Origin of the sequence: Georgenia muralis (assembly GCF_003814705.1) — a bacterium.
Classification (GTDB): domain Bacteria; phylum Actinomycetota; class Actinomycetes; order Actinomycetales; family Actinomycetaceae; genus Georgenia; species Georgenia muralis.
The window spans coordinates 1863111-1880641 of sequence record NZ_RKRA01000001.1 but is presented as its reverse complement, the minus strand read 5'-3'; the positions used below and the strand labels follow the sequence as shown (position 1 = coordinate 1880641).

Here is a 17531-nt window from a genome sequence, read left to right as displayed (position 1 = left end):
CGCTCGGCTCAGCGGATCGCGGGCGCCACGACGCTCAGGCTGAGGCCGTGCCGCTCGCCCGCGACGAGCTCGCCGTCGTCGGAGCGGTCGACCACGACCGTGTCGCCGTCCTCGACCTCCCCGCCGAGCAGCATCCGGGCGAGCTGGTCGCCGATCTCGGTCTGGACCAGGCGGCGCAGCGGTCGCGCACCGTAGGCGGGGTCGTACCCCTCCAGCGCCAGCCACTCCCGCGCACCGTCGGTGACCTCCAGGCGCAGGCGCCGGTCGGCGAGACGTCGCGCGAGGCGGTCGACCTGCAGGTCCACGATGGACCCGAGCTCGTCGATGCTCAGGGCGTCGAAGAGCACGACGTCGTCGAGCCGGTTGAGGAACTCCGGCTTGAACGCGCCGCGGACCGCGCTCATGACGGCCTGGCGCTTGGTCTCCTCGTCGAGGCTCTGGTCCACGAGGAACTGCGAGCCCAGGTTGGAGGTGAGCACGAGGATGGTGTTGCGGAAGTCGACGGTGCGCCCCTGGCCGTCGGTGAGCCGGCCGTCGTCGAGCACCTGCAGGAGGATGTCGAAGACCTCGGGGTGGGCCTTCTCCACCTCGTCCAGGAGCACCACGGAGTACGGGCGCCGGCGGACGGACTCGGTGAGCTGGCCACCCTCCTCGTAGCCGACGTAGCCGGGAGGGGCACCGACGAGCCGCGCGACGGAGTGCTTCTCGGAGTACTCCGACATGTCGATGCGGATCATGGCGCGCTCGTCGTCGAAGAGGAAGTCCGCGAGGGACTTCGCCAGCTCGGTCTTGCCCACGCCCGTGGGGCCGAGGAAGAGGAAGGAGCCGGTGGGCCGGTCGGGGTCGGCGACCCCGGCCCGCGAGCGCCGCACCGCGTCGGACACCGCGCGCACGGCCTTCTGCTGGCCGATGAGCCGCTGGCCGAGGACATCCTCCATGCGCAGGAGCTTCTCCGTCTCGCCCTGGAGGAGACGGCCGACCGGGATGCCCGTCCAGGACGCAACCACCTCGGCGACCTCGTCCGCGGAGACCTTGTCCGCGATCATCGGGGCCTGGCGCTGGGCGTCCTCCTGTGCCCGGGCCTCCACGGCCTCGGCCTCGGCGATCTCGGCCTCGACGGCGGGGATCTCGCCGTAGAGGAGGCGGGATGCCTTCTCGAAGTCGGCCTCGCGCTGCGCGCGCTCGGCCTCGGTGCGCAGGGCGTCGAGGCGGGACTTGAGATCACCGACCCGGTTGTGGCCGGCCTTCTCCTGCTCCCAGCGCGCGGTCAGCGACGCCAGCTCCTCGGCCCGGTCCGCGAGGTCCGCGCGCAGCTTCTCCAGCCGCTCGGCCGAGGCCTCGTCGTCGGACTCGGAGAGGTAGGCCTCCTCCATCTTCATCCGGTCCACCTGGCGGCGCAGGGCGTCGACCTCCTCGGGCGAGGAGTCCAGCTCCATGCGCAGGCGCGAGGCTGCCTCGTCGACGAGGTCGATGGCCTTGTCAGGGAGCTGCCGGCCGGTGATGTAGCGGTCGGAGAGCGTCGCGGCGGCGACGAGCGCGCCGTCGGAGATGGTGACCTGGTGGTGCGCCTCGTACTTCGGGGCGATGCCGCGCAGGATCGCCACGGTGTCCTCCACCGACGGCTCACCGACGTACACCTGCTGGAACCGGCGCTCGAGGGCGGGGTCCTTCTCGATGCGCTCGCGGTACTCGTCCAGGGTGGTCGCACCGACCAGGCGGAGCTCACCGCGGGCGAGCATGGGCTTGAGCATGTTGCCCGCGTCCATGGAGCCCTCGGCGGCGCCGGCCCCGACGACGGTGTGCAGCTCGTCGATGAAGGTGACGACCTGCCCCTCGGAGTCCTTGATCTCCTGCAGGACGGCCTTGAGCCGCTCCTCGAACTCACCGCGGTACTTCGCCCCGGCCACCATCGAGGCGAGGTCGAGGGCGATGAGGCGCTTGTCGCGCAGGGACTCGGGCACGTCGCCGTCCACGATGCGCTGGGCGAGCCCCTCGACGACGGCGGTCTTGCCGACGCCGGGCTCGCCGATGAGGACGGGGTTGTTCTTGGTCCGGCGCGAGAGGACCTGGACGACGCGGCGGATCTCCGCGTCGCGGCCGATGACGGGGTCGAGCTTGCCCTCGCGGGCGGCTGCGGTGAGGTCGTTGCCGTACTTCTCCAGCGCCTTGAAGGTCCCCTCGGGGTCCGGGGAGGTCACGCGGCCCGAGCCCCGCACGCCGGGCAGGGCGGCGAGCAGCGCCTCGCGGGTGACGCCGGCGCCCCGGAGGATCTCGCCAGCGGGCGACGTCGAGGCCGCCAGGGCCACGAGGAGGTGCTCGGTCGAGACGTACTCGTCGCCCAGCGCCTTCGCCTCGTTGCCGGCGTCGGTGATCATCGTCATCGCGGCGCGCGACGTCTGCGGCTGCGCGACCGAGGAGCCGGACGCGCCGGGCAGCGTGGCGATCGCGGCGGAGACCCGCTGGGAGATGGCGCGGCGGTCGGCGCCGACACCGTCGAGCAGCGCGACGGCGACCCCGCCGTCCTGCTCGAGCAGCGCCGCGAGGACGTGGACGGGCTCGAGCTGTGGGTTGCCAGCGGCGGACGCGGCCTGGATCGCGGCGGCGAGAGCCTCCTGCGACTTGGTGGTGAGCTTGGTGTCCAAGGGGACCTCCGGTCAGGTGGAACGGTTCTGCAGAGATCAACCTGCGCAAACTTGAGTCTATTCCGCTCAACCTTGTCGCGCACGGGTCGGAGGACCGTCCCGTTCAGGGCGCCATGACAGGCGGCGACGTTCCACCACACGGTGCGCGACGGGCGGTGAGCGATGCGGGATGCGCGGCGCGCGATGTCACCGTGTTGCGGCGATCCCGGGCCAGAGAACCGCAACAAAGTTCCATCGTGCGCGGCCGGAGCGGGATGTGACGTCGTCGCCGGAGCGGGACGTGAGGTCGCCGCCGCCGCGGTCGCGGCCGCAGCACGCCATCGCCGGCTCTCCGACACGGCGCGCCGCTTCGTCGAGTTGGACGTAGTTGCTGCGAATCGGGCCGCTGGACAACCACAACTCACATCTCGACGCGCGAGCGAGGAGCGGCTGAACGAGCGGAGCCGTCGGGCCGACGGGCCGACGGGCCGACGGGCCGACGGGCCGAGCCGACCGGACCGCCGGCTGCGCGCGGTGGAGTCGCCGGACGAGCGGTCGAGGCGAGTGCGGGATACGTTCAGCGAATCGACAGGAAGGGCGGACCATGAGTACCGAGGACCTCGCCAGCAAGGCCAAGGAGCTGTGGCAGCAGGAGAAGGCGCACGCGCACGCCGCCGAGGAGGACGCCCAGCGGACCGAGGAGAGTGTGCGGCACGCCGAGGGCCGCCCCCAGGAGTCGCAGCACGTCGAGGGCGCCACCGACCTGCAGGGCACCGCGACTGCCTGAGAGGGCCACCGCACCAAACCCGGCGCCCCACGCAGCGGACGGGGCGCCCCACGCACCAACTGACCGGGCGCACTCAGCACCAGCGGACCGGGCGCACTCAGCACCAGCGGACTGGGCGCACCGCGACCAGCTGACCTCAGGGCAACCAGCCACGGGTGCAGCGGTGGACACGCTGCGAGCAAGGTCCTCAGTCGTGCGGGTAGCCCGGCGCGAAGTGCGGCCAGGGGTCGGCCGCCTCGAGCTGCGCCGCGAGCCCGAGCAGGACCTCCTCCCGTCCCAGCCGTGCGCCGAGCATGACGCCGAAGGGCAGCTCGACGCCGTCGACCTCCTCGCGGTGCAGCGGAAGCGAGATGGCCGGCGCTCCGATGATGTTCCAGGGCGACGTCCACGGGGTGAACGCCTTCTGGGCCTGGAAGTCGCGCGCAGGATCGGCGTCGTCACGCATCGCCCCGACGACGACCGGCGGCTGGGCGAGGGTCGGGGAGAGGACGACGTCGAACGCCGACCAGGCCAGAGCCGTCTGCCGCGCGAGCCGCTGCAGCCCCGAGACGGCGTCGGCGTGGTCCAGCGCCGTGAACGAGCGGCCGATCTCGCGCATCCAGCGGGTGAGCGGGACGAGGAGCTCCTCGCGCTCCGGCGGGACCGGGGCCTGGAGCACCCCGACGGACCAGAGCGGCATGAACGCGTCCCACTGCTCGGGGCGGAACGGCACGGGCGCCTCGGCGACGTGGTGCCCCAGCCCCTCGAGGAGGCGGACGGCCCGTTCGACGGCGGCGCGGGCACCGGCGTGCACGGGTGCGTCGGCGACCACGACGGGGTCGAGGAGCACACCGATGCGCAGCCCCCGCGGTTCGCTGCGAGCCGCCTCGAGGAAGGAGGTGCGTGGTCCGGGCACGACGTAGTGGTCGCCCGGCCAGGGCTGGGCGAGGACGTCGAGGAAGGCTGCGGCGTCGGCCACGGTGCGGGTGAGCACCCCGTCGGTGGCCAGGCCCGATCCGGCCACCCCGTGAGGCCCGTGCGAGACCCGACCGCGGGAGGGTTTGAGGCCCACCAGCCCGCACGCGGCGGCGGGGATGCGCAGCGACCCGCCGCCGTCGCTGCCGTGGGCGGCGGGCACGATGCCGGCGGCAACGGCGGCCGCAGCGCCGCCGCTCGAGCCACCGGCCGTGCGGCTCAGGTCCCACGGTGTGCGCGCCGGGGGCGCCACGTCGGGCTCGGTGTAGGGCGGCAGGCCGAGCTCGGGCGTCGTCGTCTTGCCGACCATGAGGGTTCCGGCCGCCCGCAGCAACGTGACCACACCGTCGTCGACGGGGGCGACGAAGCCGGCGAGCGCTGCGGACCCCGCCTCGAACGGGAGGCCGGCCACCATCGTGAGGTCCTTCACCGGCACGGGCACGCCGAGGAACGGCGGGAGACCGTCGCCCGCGCCACCGACGGCGGCGAGCTGCTCCTCGGCCTCCCCGGCCTGGGCGTGGGCACGCTCCTCGGCGAGGTGTACGAAGGCACCCACCTGCGGGCCCAGACGGCGGGCCCGGTCGAGCGTGTGCCGGACCACCTCGTGCGGGGAGACCTCGCCGCGGCGCACAGCTGCCGCCAGGTCGAGCGCGCTGAGCTCGTGGAGGTTCGTCATGCCCGTCACGCTAGACCCGAAGGCAGGGGCGGTGGCCGGAGCCGGCGGTCCCAGCGAGGACGGGACAGCAGCCGGCGGTCCGCAGCCAGGCCAGGACCGGAGCGGCGGTCATGACGCCTGACAGGCCAGCGGTTGCGGGGGTGGGTGGGTGGGGACATGCTCGCAGCAGCCGCTCCGACCGGCGCGGCCACGACCTCCAGGGAGGGACCCCATGGGTATCGGTGACCTCGGCGGCAAGGCCAAGGACTTCCTCGACAGCGACAAGGGCGAGCAGCACAGCGACGACGCCCTGGAGAAGGGATCGGACTTCATCGGTGAGCGGACCGGTGGCAAGTACGACGAGCACCTCGACAAGGGCGTCGACACCGCTGACAAGCGCATCGGCGACGAGTAGGCCGGAGACCCTCATGACCCACCACGAGACCCACGACAGCCACGACAGCCACGAGACCCACGACAGCCACGACAGCCACGACCACGGGTCGCACGCCGGCCACGACCACCCCGGGCACCGCGCGGACACGCCAGGCACCACCGGGCTGCCGGACCGGGACAACGACGACCGCTTCGACAAGGGGCAGGCGGCCACGGCGCCGCTCGAGGGCGAGCTGCCCGAGGAGCGTTTCGACGAGGGCCAGGCGGTGACCTCCGACGTCGAGGCCGAGCTGCCCGAGGCCCGGTTCGACGAGGGCCAGGCGGTCACCTCCGACGTCGAGGCCGAGCTGCCCGAGGGGCGCTTCGACGAGGGGCAGGGCAGCACCTACGGCGAGCCGGACGTCGGCTTCGGCGAGGGTGGCGAGCGCACCGGCTTGTGAGCCGGGCACACCTCGAGGCCCCGCGCTGAACCGCACGCAGCCGGAGGAGAACGAGCAGGAGGGCCGGTCCGCCACGGACCGGCCCTCCTCGGCGTCTCCGGAGCCCCGCCCAGACGTCGCCACATGGCTCAAGGTGACATGACTGTCGCGATGATTGTGTGAACCGGAGCCATCGACAGCACCGCGCGAGCCCGGCAGCCTGGCACCTGAATCACCTCTCAGGTCGAGAGGTGTGCAACCCCAAGGAAGGCGGACTCATGCGGGTCACGAAGAAGTCCCTCGCACTGAGCCTCGGTGTCGCGAGCGTCCTGACGGTCGCGGCGTGCGCCCCCTCGACCAGCGACACCGGTGGCGGCCAGGCCGAGACCAGCGCCGCGGCCGAGACGGAGACCGAGGCCGAGCCGATCAACATCGGCATCATCACCTCGACCACCGGCCCGCTCGCCGCGTACGGCGAGACGTACGTCGACGGGTTCGAGGCCGGCCTCGACTACGCCACGGACGGCACGGGCGAGGTCGGCGGCGCCGAGCTCGTCGTCGAGTTCCAGGACGACGGCGGCGACACCGACCGCGCCGTCACCCAGGCGCGTGACCTCATCGGGCAGGGGTACACCATCATCGGCGGCACCGCGTCCTCCGGCATCGCCCTGTCCCTGGCCGAGCAGGCGGAGCAGAACAAGGTCCTCTACGTCTCCGGTCCCGCCGCCACCGACGCCCTCAGCGGCATCAACGACTACACCTTCCGCTCGGGCCGCCAGTCCCTCCAGGACGTCGCCACGGCCGGTTCGTTCGTCGACGTCGAGGGCCAGGAGGTCCTCGTCCTCGCCCAGGACAACGCCTTCGGCCAGGGCAACCTCGCCGCCGTCCAGGGCGTCCTCGGCGGGAAGGGCGCCGAGGTCACCTCGGTCATGGTCCCCGAGGACGTCACGGAGTTCACGCCCTTCGCCGCCCAGGTCCGCGACGCCGCCCCCACCATGGTGTTCGTGGCGTGGGCGGGCGCGACCTCGGGCGCCATGTGGCAGGCCCTGGACCAGCAGGGCGTGCTCGACGACATCACGGTGGTCACCGGTCTGGGCGACGCCTCGACCTTCGGGGCGTACGGCGCGGCGTCGGAGAAGATCGACTTCCTCAACCACTACTTCCCCGGCGCGACCGACAACGAGATCAACACCGCGATGATCGAGCACGTCGAGGCGGCCGGCGGCACCCCCGACCTGTTCACCCCCGACGGGTTCGTCGCCGCCCAGATGATCGTCCACGCCATCGAGGAGGCCGGCGGCGCGAGCGACGTCGACGCCATGATCGCCGCGCTCGAGGGCTGGAGCTTCGACGGGCCCAAGGGTGCGTACGCGATCCGCGAGAGCGACCACGCGCTCATCCAGCCGATGTTCCAGACGCGGCTGGTCTCCGACGGCGCGGGCGGGTGGGCCCCGGAGCTCGTCGCCGAGGTCGCCGGCGAGGACGTGGCACCGCCCGAGGCTGCGGCGCAGTGACATCCGGGTGCCCGGGCGGACCGCCCGGGCACCCGCCCACCTCACAGCCACGCAGCACCGCGGAAGAGGTTCCCCATGCCCAGCTCGGCAGCGCTCACCGTCGAGTCGCTCGGCTTCGTCGTCGGCGGCGCCCCGATCCTCCACGACGTCGACCTCGAGGTCGCACCCGGCGAGATGATCGGCGTCATCGGCCCCAACGGCGCCGGCAAGACCACGCTGTTCAACATGATCTCGGGCATCCACGCCCCCACCACCGGCCGGGTGCTGCTCGACGGGCGTGACATCACGCACCAGCCGGTGCACCGGCGGGCCCTCGCGGGGCTGGGGCGGACGTTCCAGACCTCCAACCTGTTCCCCGGCCTGAGCGTGCTCGAGAACGTGCGCCTGGCCGCCCAGCGGCGCCTCGGCGGCAACCTCTCGGTGCTGCGCTTCCCCCGCCGCTCCGACCGCGCCTCCACCGTGGCGATGGAGCACCTCGACGAGGTGGGCCTGGCCGGCCTCGCCGACGTGCTCGCCGGCGGACTGTCCCACGGCGACAAGCGCAAGCTCGAGATCGCCGTCCTGCTCGCCATGCAGCCGGGCGTGATCCTCCTCGACGAGCCGATGGCCGGCGTCGCGCGCGCGGACGTCCCCGGGCTGAGCGAGGTCATCCGACGGATGCACCGGGACCACCACAGCACCGTCCTCATGGTCGAGCACCACATCGACGTCGTCATGGGCCTCGTCGAGCGTGTGGCCGTGCTGCACCAGGGCACGATCCTCGCCCTGGACGAGCCGGACAGGATCATGGCCGACCCGCTCGTCCAGAGCGCCTACCTCGGAGCACCCGTATGACCGCGATCCTCGAGGTCGAGCACCTCTCCGCCTCGATCGGCGGCCAGCAGGTCATCGAGGACATCACGTTCTCCGTCCCGGCGACCGGCGTCACCGCCGTCCTCGGGCGCAACGGGGTCGGCAAGACCTCCACGATGAAGGCGGTCATGGGCCTCATCAGCCGGACCGGGACCGTGGTGCTCGACGGCGTCCGGATCGACCGGGAGGACACCCACCGGATCGTCCGGCGCGGCATCGGCTACGTCCCGGAGGACCGGGAGGTCTTCGGCACCCTCACGGTCGCCGAGAACCTCCGGCTGGCCGAGCGCGACGCCAAGCCGCGCCGGGACCTCGTGGAGCGGCTCTTCCCCGACCTCGTGCGGCGGGCGGGCCAGCGGGCCGGGACGCTCTCGGGCGGGCAGCAGCAGATGCTCTCCCTGGCTCGGGCCCTGCTCAACGACAACCGGCTCCTCCTCGTCGACGAGCCCACCAAGGGCCTCGCGCCGAAGATCGTCACCGAGGTCACGGAAGCGCTCGAGGAGGCCGCCCGCACGGTCCCGGTCCTCCTCGTGGAGCAGAACCTGCCGGTGATCGAGCGGCTCGCCGCCGACGTCGTCGTCGTGGACTCCGGACGGGTCGTCCACACCGGTCCGGCCGCCGAGCTGCTCGCCGACGCGGGGGCCGTCCTGCGCCTGCTCGGCGTCCACGCCGAGCACGCACCCACCACCCCCACCACCGCCGAGCGGAGCACCCGATGAGCACCGTCGTCCTGCTGCTGGTCACCGGGATCGGCCTCGGCGCGCTGTACTTCCTCGTCGCGTCCGGGCTCAGCCTCATCTACGGCCTCATGGGCGTCCTCAACTTCGCCCACGGCTCCTTCCTCACGCTCGGCGCCTTCGCCGGCTGGGAGGTCGCCCGGCGGCTCGGGCCCGACACCTGGACCGGCTTCCTCCTGGCGATGGTCGTCGGGACCCTGGCCGGCGCCGCGGTCGCGGCGCTGACCGAGCTGCTCCTCATCCGGCCCCTGTACAACCGGCACATCGAGCAGGTGCTCGTCACGGTCGGCCTCGGGCTGGTCACGGTCGCCCTCTTCGAGGGGGTGTGGGGCACCGACGCGATCTTCATCAGCGGGCCGGGCTGGCTCGCCGGCACCACGGAGCTCCTCGGTGCGCGGATCCCCAACGACCGCTTCCTCGCCATCGCGGTCGCGGTCGCCGTCCTCGCCGGCCTCCTGCTCTTCCTCAGGCACACGCGCTACGGCCTGGTCATCCGGGCCGGCGTGGAGAACCGGGCGATGGTCACCGCGCTGGGCATCGACGTGCGGAGGTCGTTCACCCTCGTCTTCTCCATCGGCGGCGCGGCCGCCGGCCTCGGCGGGGTCCTCGCCTCCCAGTACTACGGCTACGTCTCGGCGCACCTCGGCGCGACGCTGCTGATCTTCGCGTTCATCGTCACCGTCATCGGCGGCCTCGGCTCCCTCGGCGGCGCGGCCGTCGCCGCCCTCCTCGTGGCGGTCCCGCAGCAGTTCGCCAACTACTACCTCGGGGTGGGCGACCTCATCGCGGTCCTCGCCCTCGCCGTCGTCCTCCTCGTGCGCCCGAGCGGGCTGATGGGAGCCAAGGCATGAGCGTCCCCACCCGGCAGGCCCCGGCCCGCACGGCGGAGCCGGCGCCGGCACCCGCCGCACGCACCCGACGCCGCGTCCCTGCGTGGGCGGTGGGCGTCGCGGCGGTCACCGCCGTGGCCGTCCTGCCGCTGCTGAACATCTCCCTGCCCGGGGTGCTGCCCGGCCCGACGTACACCCCGGGCAGCCTCCACCTCATGACGCTGTCGCTGATCTTCGCGGCCCTCGCGCTCAGCTACCACCTGCTCTACGGCGTCGCGGGCATGCTCAGCTTCGGCCACGCCCTCTACTTCGCGGCCGGGGCCTACGGCCTGGGCATCGTCCTGTCCCGCACGGACCTGCCCCTGCTGACGGCGGCCGCCGTCGTCCTTGCCGGCACGGTCGTCCTCGCCCACGTCGTCGGCGCGATCTCGCTGCGGGTCAGCGGGGTGTCGTTCGCGATGGTGACCCTCGCCTTCGCCCAGGCCGGCAACGTCCTGGTCCGCCGCAACACCGGCGGCGTGACCGGCGGGGAGGAGGGGGTCGCGCCGCGCACGGACAACGTGCCCGACGCCCTCGTCGGGGTCGTCAACACCCGGAACATGTTCTGGGTGGCCCTCGCGGCACTCGTGGCCGTGTACGTCGTGGTGACGTGGACGCAGCGCTCGCGCGCCGGGCACGTGGTCGAGGCCACCCGGGAGAACGAGATGCGCGTGCGGGTCATCGGGCAGCAGCCGTTCCTCATCAGGCTGCTCACGTTCGTCATCGCCGCCGCGCTGGCGTCGGTGGTCGGCATGGTCTACCTGCTGCTGCAGTCCCAGGCGGTGCCGGCCATCACCTCGGCGGACTTCACCATCACGGTCCTGGTCATGGTGGTCCTCGGCGGCGTGGGGTCACGGTGGGGCGCGATCGTCGGCGCGGTGGTGTACACCCTGCTCGACCAGCGCCTCAGCGCGTTCGCCTCCTCCGACGTCGTCGCGTCGCTCCCGCCGGTCCTGCACGTCCCGCTCAGCGAGCCGCTGTTCATCCTCGGCACCCTGTTCATCCTCGTCGTGCTGTTCATGCCGGGCGGCATCGCCGGAGCGGCGGAGCGCCTCGCCGGCCGGCCGGCCCGCGCCCGGGCGAGCGCCGAGAAGGACCGCGCCGCGCGCGAGAGCGCCGAGCGGCGCCGGCTCGAGGAGCTCGCGTGAGCGACCTGCACACCCTCGGCCGCTGGACCTCGGACCGGGCGCGCCGGCGGCCCGAGGCCGTCGCCGTCGTCGCGGACGGCCACGAGACCACCTACGCCGAGCTGGACGAGCGCGCCGCCGCCCTCGCCGCGCGCCTGGTCCGGGCCGGGTACCGCACCGGGGACCGGCTCGCCACGCTCACCCGGTCCTCCACCGACCACGTGGTGGCCTTCTTCGCGTGCGCGAAGGCCGGCCTCGTCCTGGTCCCGCTCTCGTGGCGCCTGAGCGCCGAGGAGCTCGCCCACCAGCTGCTCCACTCCCGGCCCGCCCTCGTCCTGGTCGAGGCCCCCCGCGCCGACGCCGCGCGGGCCGCGCTCGCCCTGCTCGAGACCGTCCCCCCGGTCGAGCTGCTGGGCCGTGACGGCGTCGAGCAGCACGTCCCCGGGCCCCACCGGGGCGACGGCGCACCGGCCCTCGCGCAGCGCCCGCCCCGCGACGACGACCCATTGCTGCTCGTGTACACCTCCGGCACCGGCCGCACACCCAAGGCCGTGCCGCTCAGCCACGCCAACTGCTTCTGGACCAACCTCTCCCTCGCCGGGGTCGCACCCCTGACCCAGGACGACGTCGTCCTGGCCGTCCTGCCGCAGTTCCACGTGGGCGGCTGGAACGTCCAGCCGCTCCTGGCCTGGTGGCACGGCGCCACGGTGGTGGTCGAGGGCGAGTTCGACGCCGGCCGCGCGCTGGGGCTCCTGGGCCGCGGGGTCACCACGATGATGGGCGTGCCCACCACCTACCGGCTCATGGCCGAGCACCCGGGGTTCGCCGGGACCGACCTGACCGGTCTCACCCGGGTCGTCACCGGCGGCGCCGCCATGCCCGCCGACGTCCTCGCGGCGTGGACGGACCGGGGGGTGCCCGTGGTCCAGGGCTACGGGCTCACCGAGGCCTCCCCCAACGTCCTCGCGCTGGAGCCCGCCGACGCCGCGGGGCACCCCGGCTCCGTGGGGACGCCCTACCCCCACGTCGACGTCGCCGTCGCCGACCCGGCGACCGGCGAGCTCCTCCACGGTCCCGCCCGCGGCGAGCTGCTCGTGCGCGGGCCCGCGGTCTTCGCCGGGTACTTCCGCGACCCCGACGCGACGGCCGCCGTCCTGCGCGACGGCTGGCTGCACACCGGCGACCTCGTCGCCCGTGACGACGCCGGCTACCTCAGCGTCGTCGACCGGCTCGGGGACATGTACGTCTCGGGCGGGGAGAACATCTCCCCCGCCGAGGTCGAGGCGGTCCTGGCCGGGCACCCGGCCGTCGCGGAGGTCGCGGTCGTCGGGGTGCCCGACCGGCGGTGGGGCGAGGTGGGCCACGCCTACGTGGTGCCCGCCGCCGGGCACGACCTCGACGCCGAGACCCTCACCGCGCACTGCCGCGCGCACCTCGCCGCGTTCAAGGCGCCGCGCACGTTCAGCATCGTCGAGGCCCTGCCGCGCACCCCCCTGCACAAGGTGCGCCGCCGCTCCCTCCGGGAGGCCCGACGATGAGCGCCGTCCCCCGCACCGAGCGCGGCACCCGCACCCGCGCCCGCATCCTCGAGGTGGCGACCGAGGTCTTCGCCGGCCACGGCTACCACGACGCCTCGATCGTGAAGATCACCGAGGCCGCCGGGGTGGGCCAGGGCACGTTCTACCTCTACTTCTCCTCCAAGCAGGAGGTCTTCGAGGAGGTCGCCAAGGACCTCAACTCCCGGGTCCGGCGCGCCATGCTGGCCGCCTCCTCCGCCGCGGGGGACCGCCTCGCCGCCGAGCGGGCCGGGTTCCGCGCGTTCTTCCGGTTCACGGCCGAGAACCCGGCGCTGTACCGGATCATGCGCCAGGCGGAGTTCGTCGCCCCGCACGTGCTGCGGCTGCACTACGAGCGGATCGCCGCCGGCTACGTCGCCGGGCTGCGTGCGGCACGCAGCCGCGGCGAGATCGGCGCCGACGTCGACCCCGAGGTGGCCGCCTGGGCCCTCATGGGGGTCGGGGAGATGGTCGGCATGCGCTGGGTGCTCTGGGGCGACGGCGCCCGGCCGGACGGGACCGGCCCCGCCGGGGGTACCGGCGCGCCCCGCGCGGGCGGACCGCACCCGGACGGCGTCCCCGAGGCCGTGCTCGACGCCGCGATGCTCCTCGTCGAGCGGGCCCTCGCCCCGCACCGCACCCCTCGTCCCCCCATCCTCGGAGGAACCCCATGAGCACCCCCACCCTCGCCGGGCGCCGGGCCCTGGTCACCGGCGGCGGCGCCGGCATCGGGGCCGCCTGCGCCCGCGCGCTCGCCGCGGCGGGCGCCCACGTGGTCGTCGCCGACCGGGACGGCGGCGCCGCCCGCGCCGTCGCGGAGGAGGTGGGCGGCGAGAGCTGGGTGGTCGACCTCGACGACACCGCCGCGCTGGACGACCTCAGCCTCGAGGCCGACGTCCTGGTCAACAACGCGGGCATCCAGGTGGTCAGCCCGATCGAGGACCTGGCCCCGGCGGACTTCCGCCGCATCCAGCGGCTCATGGTCGAGGCGCCGTTCCTCCTCGTCCGGGCCGCCCTGCCCCACATGTACGCACGCGGCTGGGGCCGGGTGGTCAACATCTCCTCGGCGCACGGGCTCGTGGCGTCACCGTTCAAGTCCGCGTACGTCACCGCCAAGCACGCCCTGGAGGGCCTGAGCAAGGTCACCGCCCTGGAGGGCGCCCGGCACGGCGTGACGAGCAACTGCGTCAACCCCGCCTACGTGCGCACCGGCCTGGTGGAGAAGCAGATCGCCGACCAGGCCCGCGTCCACGGCATCAGCGAGGACGAGGTGCTCGAGCGCGTCCTCCTCACCGAGCAGTCCGTCAAGCGCCTCGTGGAGCCCGCGGAGGTCGCCTCCCTCGTGCTGTGGCTCGTCGGCCCGGACGCCGCCATGGCCACCGGTGCGTCGTACCTCATCGACGGGGGGTGGCACGCCCGATGAGGTACCGACAGCTCGACGTCGCCGTCGACGGCGGCCTCCTCCACGCCGGGGTATGGGGCGACGACGACGCCCCCACGGTCCTGGCCGTCCACGGCATCACCGCCACCCACCGGGCCTGGGGCTGGCTGGCGGGTGTCCTGCCGGGCGTGCGCGTCGTCGCCCCTGACCTGCGGGGGCGGGGCCGCAGCAACCACCTGCCGGGGCCGTTCGGGATGGCCCGGCACGCGGACGACCTCGCCGCCCTCGTCGACCACCTCGGCGCCGGGCCGGTCGTCCTGGTCGGGCACTCGATGGGCGGCTTCGCCTCCGTCGTCCTCGCCTACCGCCGTCCCGAGCTGGTGACCTCCCTCGTCCTGGTCGACGGCGGCCTGCCGCTGGAGGTCCCCGCCGGCGCCGACCCCGACACGCTCATGCGTGCGGTCCTCGGTCCGGCGGCGGCCCGGCTGGCCATGACCTTCCAGGACGAGCGCGCCTACCACGACTTCTGGCGCGCCCACCCGGCGTTCGCCGGCGCGTTCGACGGGCCATCGGTCCCCGACCGGCTCGACGCAGCCGGTGCGACCGACGCAGCCGACGGCGCCGGTGCCCGCGCGAGCGCCGACGACCTCCGGCGCTACTTCGACTACGACCTCGAGCCGGCCGACGGCGGCGGGCTGCGACCGACGTCGCGCCTCGAGGCGGTCACGGGTGACCAGCGTGAGCTGGTCACCGGGGCCTCGCTCCTGCCGGCCCTGGACGCGCTGACCGCCCCGGCCCTGTTCCTGCGCGCCCCCCGGGGCCTCCTCGACGGCGACCCGCTGTACGACGCCGGTCACGTCGAGCGGTGGGCGGCCCGGCTGCCGTCGCTGCGCACCGCCGAGGTGCCCGGGGTCAACCACTACACGATCATCATGGGCACGGCCGGGGCCGGCGCCGTGGCGCAGCACGTCTCCCACCAGCTGGAAGGAGCTCGACGATGAGCAGGACGACCCCCGCGCCCCCGCGCGGCCTGGACAAGGTGGTGGCCTCGGCCGCGGAGGCGGTGGCCGACATCGGCGACGGCGCCTCGCTGGCGGTCGGCGGGTTCGGGCTCTCGGGCAACCCGGTGGCGCTCATCGAGGCCCTGCTCGCCCAGGGCGCGGCCGGCCTGCGGGTGGTCTCGAACAACTGCGGCGTGGACGACTGGGGCCTGGGCGTGCTGCTGCGGGCCGGCCGGCTGGCCCGCATGACCGCGTCCTACGTGGGCGAGAACAAGGAGTTCGAGCGCCAGTTCCTCTCCGGCGAGCTCGAGGTCGAGCTCGTCCCGCAGGGCACGCTCGCCGAGCGGCTCCGCGCCGGCGGGGCCGGCATCGCGGCCTTCTTCACCCCCACCGGGGTGGGCACCCAGGTGGCCGAGGGCGGGCTGCCCCGCCGCTACGACGGCGCCGGGGCGGTGGCGGTGGCGTCCGAGGCCAAGGAGGTGCGGACCTTCACCGTCGGCGGCGCGGCGCGCGACTACGTGCTCGAGGAGGCGATCACCACCGACTTCGCCCTCGTCCACGCCGCCGTCGGGGACCGGCACGGCAACCTCGTGTTCAACAAGGCGGCCCGGAACTTCAACCCGCTGGCGGCGACGGCGGCCCGGGTGTGCGTCGCCCAGGTGGAGCAGCTCGTCGAGCCCGGCGACCTCGACCCCGACCGCGTGCACCTGCCCGGGATCTACGTCCACCGGGTGGTCGAGGTCGGCCCCGGGACCGAGAAGCGGATCGAGAAGCGCACCGTGCGCGAGGGAGGGGCGAGCTGATGGCGCTGACGAGGCAGGAGATGGCCGCCCGGGCGGCGGCGGAGCTGACCGACGGGGCCTACGTCAACCTCGGCATCGGGCTGCCCACCCTGGTGCCCAACTACGTCCCCCCCGGGCGTCAGGTCGTGCTGCAGTCGGAGAACGGCATCCTCGGCGTGGGACCGTACCCGCTCGAGGCTGACGTGGACCCTGACCTCATCAACGCGGGCAAGGAGACCGTGACGACCCTGCCCGGGGCGGCGTTCTTCGACTCGGCCACGTCCTTCGGGATGATCCGCGGCGGCAAGATCGACGTCGCGATCCTCGGCGGGATGCAGGTCTCCGCCGGTGGGGACCTGGCGAACTGGATGATCCCGGGGAAGATGGTCAAGGGCCCGGGCGGGGCGATGGACCTCGTCCACGGCGCGGGGAGGGTCATCGTGCTCATGGAGCACAACGCGAGGAACGGCGACGCGAAGATCGTCCGGCGCTGCACCCTGCCGCTGACCGGCCGGGGTGTGGTCGACCGCATCATCACCGACCTCGCCGTCATCGACGTCTCCCCCACCGGCCTCGTCCTCGTCGAGGTCGCGCCCGGCGTCAGCGCCGACGACGTGGCCGCCCGCACCGATGCCCCTCTCACCGTCCCGGACACCCTGGAGGTCCTCGCATGAGCACCGCCGCGACGTCACCCGCCAGCGACCTCGACGTCGTCGTCGTCGGGGCCGCCCGCACCCCGCAGGGACGCCTGAACGGCGCCCTGGCCCAGGTGGCGGCGACCGGGCTCGGCTCGGTCGCCGTCGCCGGGGCCCTCGCCCGGGGCGGCGTCCCACCCGAGGCGGTCGATGCCGTCATCCTGGGCCAGGTCCTCCAGGCGGGGGTCGGGCAGAACCCCGCCCGCCAGGCCGCGATCGGGGCGGGCGTGCCCTGGTCGGCGCACACGACCACGGTCAACAAGGTCTGCCTGTCGGGCCTCACGGCCGTCATCGACGCCGCCCGGCTCATCCGCTCGGGCGAGGCCGGCGTCGTCGTGGCCGGGGGCATGGAGTCCATGAGCCGCGCCCCGCACCTGCTCCTGGGCTCCCGCTCGGGCTGGACCTACGGCGACGTCACCGCGGTGGACCACCTGGCCCACGACGGCCTCACCGACGCGTTCGAGTCGTGCTCGATGGGCCTGGCCACCGACGCCCGGAACGCCTCCACCTACCCCGTCACGCGGGAGGACCAGGACGCCGTCGCGGCCGCCTCCCACCAGCGGGCGGCCCGGGCGTGGGACGAGGGCGTCTTCGACGACGAGGTCGTCCCCGTCACGGTGACCGGCCGCAAGGGCGAGACCGTGGTCGAGCGGGACGAGGGCATCCGGCCCGACACCACCACCGAGACCCTGGCCCGGCTCCGCCCGGCGTTCAGTCCCACCGGGTCGATCACGGCCGGGAACGCGTCGCAGATCTCCGACGGCGCCGCCGCGCTGGTCCTGACCACCCGGGGCCGCGCCCGGGAGCAGGGCTGGACCGTGCTGGCGACCCTGCGCGCCGCCGGGCAGGTCGCCGGCCCCGACACCTCCCTGCACGCCCAGCCCGCCCGCGCCCTGGACCGCGCGCTCGAGCGGCAGGGCTGGACGGTCGCGGACCTCGACCTCGTGGAGATCAACGAGGCGTTCGCGGCCGTCGTCGTGCACTCCACGCGCGAGCTCGGCGCCGACCCGGCGCGCGTCAACCCCCACGGCGGCGGGATCTCGCTGGGGCACCCCATCGGTGCCTCCGGCGCCCGCCTGCTCGTCCACGCCGTCCACCAGGTCCACCGCAGCGGCCACGCCCGCGCCGGTGTCGCGCTGTGCGGCGGCGGCGGCCAGGGCGAGGCCCTGCTCCTGGAGAGCTGAG

17 protein-coding genes are annotated in these 17531 nt (G+C 74.0%); 15 read left to right on the top strand and 2 right to left on the bottom strand.

Annotated features, from left to right (window positions below; all coding sequences use genetic code 11):
- Nucleotides 1–8: 8 nt before the first annotated feature.
- On the bottom strand, nucleotides 9–2642 hold the full coding sequence (gene clpB, locus EDD32_RS08355) for an ATP-dependent chaperone ClpB (RefSeq protein WP_123916595.1): 2634 nt from the start codon (nucleotides 2640–2642) through the stop codon (nucleotides 9–11).
- Nucleotides 2643–3225: 583 nt separating this feature from the next.
- Here clpB and EDD32_RS08350 point away from each other — a divergent pair.
- Nucleotides 3226–3408 carry a hypothetical protein gene (locus tag EDD32_RS08350; protein WP_123916593.1) on the top strand — a complete coding sequence of 61 codons (183 nt, stop codon included), beginning with the start codon at nucleotides 3226–3228 and terminating at the stop codon, nucleotides 3406–3408.
- Nucleotides 3409–3595: 187 nt separating this feature from the next.
- Here EDD32_RS08350 and EDD32_RS08345 read toward each other — a convergent pair whose 3' ends face one another.
- On the bottom strand, nucleotides 3596–5038 hold the full coding sequence (locus EDD32_RS08345; protein WP_123916591.1) for an amidase: 1443 nt from the start codon (nucleotides 5036–5038) through the stop codon (nucleotides 3596–3598).
- 211 nt (nucleotides 5039–5249) lie between these two features.
- Here EDD32_RS08345 and EDD32_RS08340 point away from each other — a divergent pair, with 211 nt between their 5' ends.
- The 14 genes from EDD32_RS08340 to EDD32_RS08275 all read left to right on the top strand — a co-directional run bounded on the left by EDD32_RS08340 (nucleotide 5250) and on the right by EDD32_RS08275 (nucleotide 17530).
- On the top strand, nucleotides 5250–5432 hold the full coding sequence (locus EDD32_RS08340) for an antitoxin (protein WP_123916589.1): 183 nt from the start codon (nucleotides 5250–5252) through the stop codon (nucleotides 5430–5432).
- A gap of 13 nt (nucleotides 5433–5445) precedes the next feature.
- The gene (locus EDD32_RS08335; RefSeq protein ID WP_123916587.1) at nucleotides 5446–5853 is read left to right on the top strand and encodes a hypothetical protein; all 408 of its coding nucleotides are present in this window, start codon (nucleotides 5446–5448) and stop codon (nucleotides 5851–5853) included.
- 257 nt (nucleotides 5854–6110) lie between these two features.
- Complete coding sequence (locus EDD32_RS08330; protein WP_123916585.1) at nucleotides 6111–7346, top strand: substrate-binding domain-containing protein; 1236 nt, start codon at nucleotides 6111–6113, stop codon at nucleotides 7344–7346.
- A gap of 75 nt (nucleotides 7347–7421) precedes the next feature.
- On the top strand, nucleotides 7422–8180 hold the full coding sequence (locus EDD32_RS08325; protein WP_123916583.1) for an ABC transporter ATP-binding protein: 759 nt from the start codon (nucleotides 7422–7424) through the stop codon (nucleotides 8178–8180).
- Nucleotides 8177–8917, top strand: coding sequence for an ABC transporter ATP-binding protein (locus EDD32_RS08320; RefSeq protein ID WP_123916581.1), 741 nt, complete (start codon nucleotides 8177–8179; stop codon nucleotides 8915–8917). The genes EDD32_RS08325 and EDD32_RS08320 overlap by 4 nt, the downstream gene beginning before the upstream one ends.
- On the top strand, nucleotides 8914–9786 hold the full coding sequence (locus tag EDD32_RS08315) for a branched-chain amino acid ABC transporter permease (RefSeq protein WP_123916579.1): 873 nt from the start codon (nucleotides 8914–8916) through the stop codon (nucleotides 9784–9786). Before EDD32_RS08320 ends, EDD32_RS08315 begins: the two co-directional genes overlap by 4 nt.
- On the top strand, nucleotides 9783–10952 hold the full coding sequence (locus EDD32_RS08310; protein WP_123916577.1) for a branched-chain amino acid ABC transporter permease: 1170 nt from the start codon (nucleotides 9783–9785) through the stop codon (nucleotides 10950–10952). The genes EDD32_RS08315 and EDD32_RS08310 overlap by 4 nt, the downstream gene beginning before the upstream one ends.
- Complete coding sequence (locus EDD32_RS08305; RefSeq protein WP_123916575.1) at nucleotides 10949–12469, top strand: AMP-binding protein; 1521 nt, start codon at nucleotides 10949–10951, stop codon at nucleotides 12467–12469. Before EDD32_RS08310 ends, EDD32_RS08305 begins: the two co-directional genes overlap by 4 nt.
- A complete protein-coding gene (locus EDD32_RS08300) occupies nucleotides 12466–13161 on the top strand; it encodes a TetR/AcrR family transcriptional regulator (RefSeq protein WP_123916573.1) in 696 nt (231 codons plus the stop codon). Before EDD32_RS08305 ends, EDD32_RS08300 begins: the two co-directional genes overlap by 4 nt.
- Nucleotides 13158–13910, top strand: coding sequence for an SDR family NAD(P)-dependent oxidoreductase (locus EDD32_RS08295; protein WP_123916571.1), 753 nt, complete (start codon nucleotides 13158–13160; stop codon nucleotides 13908–13910). Before EDD32_RS08300 ends, EDD32_RS08295 begins: the two co-directional genes overlap by 4 nt.
- Nucleotides 13907–14869, top strand: coding sequence for an alpha/beta hydrolase (locus EDD32_RS08290; RefSeq protein ID WP_123916569.1), 963 nt, complete (start codon nucleotides 13907–13909; stop codon nucleotides 14867–14869). Before EDD32_RS08295 ends, EDD32_RS08290 begins: the two co-directional genes overlap by 4 nt.
- The gene (locus EDD32_RS08285; protein ID WP_123916567.1) at nucleotides 14866–15672 is read left to right on the top strand and encodes a CoA transferase subunit A; all 807 of its coding nucleotides are present in this window, start codon (nucleotides 14866–14868) and stop codon (nucleotides 15670–15672) included. The genes EDD32_RS08290 and EDD32_RS08285 overlap by 4 nt, the downstream gene beginning before the upstream one ends.
- Nucleotides 15672–16325 (top strand): 3-oxoacid CoA-transferase subunit B, encoded by a 654-nt coding sequence (locus EDD32_RS08280; protein ID WP_211338773.1) that lies wholly within the window; start codon nucleotides 15672–15674, stop codon nucleotides 16323–16325. The genes EDD32_RS08285 and EDD32_RS08280 overlap by 1 nt, the downstream gene beginning before the upstream one ends.
- Nucleotides 16322–17530, top strand: coding sequence for an acetyl-CoA C-acetyltransferase (locus tag EDD32_RS08275; RefSeq protein ID WP_123916565.1), 1209 nt, complete (start codon nucleotides 16322–16324; stop codon nucleotides 17528–17530). The genes EDD32_RS08280 and EDD32_RS08275 overlap by 4 nt, the downstream gene beginning before the upstream one ends.
- Nucleotide 17531 lies beyond the last annotated feature (1 nt).

Coding starts and splice junctions, on each gene's coding strand:
- EDD32_RS08350 (WP_123916593.1), top strand. CDS start 3,226: ATGAGTACCGAGGACCTCGCCAGCAAGGCCAAGGAGCTGTGGCAGCAG.
- EDD32_RS08345 (WP_123916591.1), bottom strand. CDS start 5,038: ATGACGAACCTCCACGAGCTCAGCGCGCTCGACCTGGCGGCAGCTGTG.
- EDD32_RS08340 (WP_123916589.1), top strand. CDS start 5,250: ATGGGTATCGGTGACCTCGGCGGCAAGGCCAAGGACTTCCTCGACAGC.
- EDD32_RS08335 (WP_123916587.1), top strand. CDS start 5,446: ATGACCCACCACGAGACCCACGACAGCCACGACAGCCACGAGACCCAC.
- EDD32_RS08330 (WP_123916585.1), top strand. CDS start 6,111: ATGCGGGTCACGAAGAAGTCCCTCGCACTGAGCCTCGGTGTCGCGAGC.
- EDD32_RS08325 (WP_123916583.1), top strand. CDS start 7,422: ATGCCCAGCTCGGCAGCGCTCACCGTCGAGTCGCTCGGCTTCGTCGTC.
- EDD32_RS08320 (WP_123916581.1), top strand. CDS start 8,177: ATGACCGCGATCCTCGAGGTCGAGCACCTCTCCGCCTCGATCGGCGGC.
- EDD32_RS08315 (WP_123916579.1), top strand. CDS start 8,914: ATGAGCACCGTCGTCCTGCTGCTGGTCACCGGGATCGGCCTCGGCGCG.
- EDD32_RS08310 (WP_123916577.1), top strand. CDS start 9,783: ATGAGCGTCCCCACCCGGCAGGCCCCGGCCCGCACGGCGGAGCCGGCG.
- EDD32_RS08300 (WP_123916573.1), top strand. CDS start 12,466: ATGAGCGCCGTCCCCCGCACCGAGCGCGGCACCCGCACCCGCGCCCGC.
- EDD32_RS08295 (WP_123916571.1), top strand. CDS start 13,158: ATGAGCACCCCCACCCTCGCCGGGCGCCGGGCCCTGGTCACCGGCGGC.
- EDD32_RS08290 (WP_123916569.1), top strand. CDS start 13,907: ATGAGGTACCGACAGCTCGACGTCGCCGTCGACGGCGGCCTCCTCCAC.
- EDD32_RS08285 (WP_123916567.1), top strand. CDS start 14,866: ATGAGCAGGACGACCCCCGCGCCCCCGCGCGGCCTGGACAAGGTGGTG.
- EDD32_RS08280 (WP_211338773.1), top strand. CDS start 15,672: ATGGCGCTGACGAGGCAGGAGATGGCCGCCCGGGCGGCGGCGGAGCTG.
- EDD32_RS08275 (WP_123916565.1), top strand. CDS start 16,322: ATGAGCACCGCCGCGACGTCACCCGCCAGCGACCTCGACGTCGTCGTC.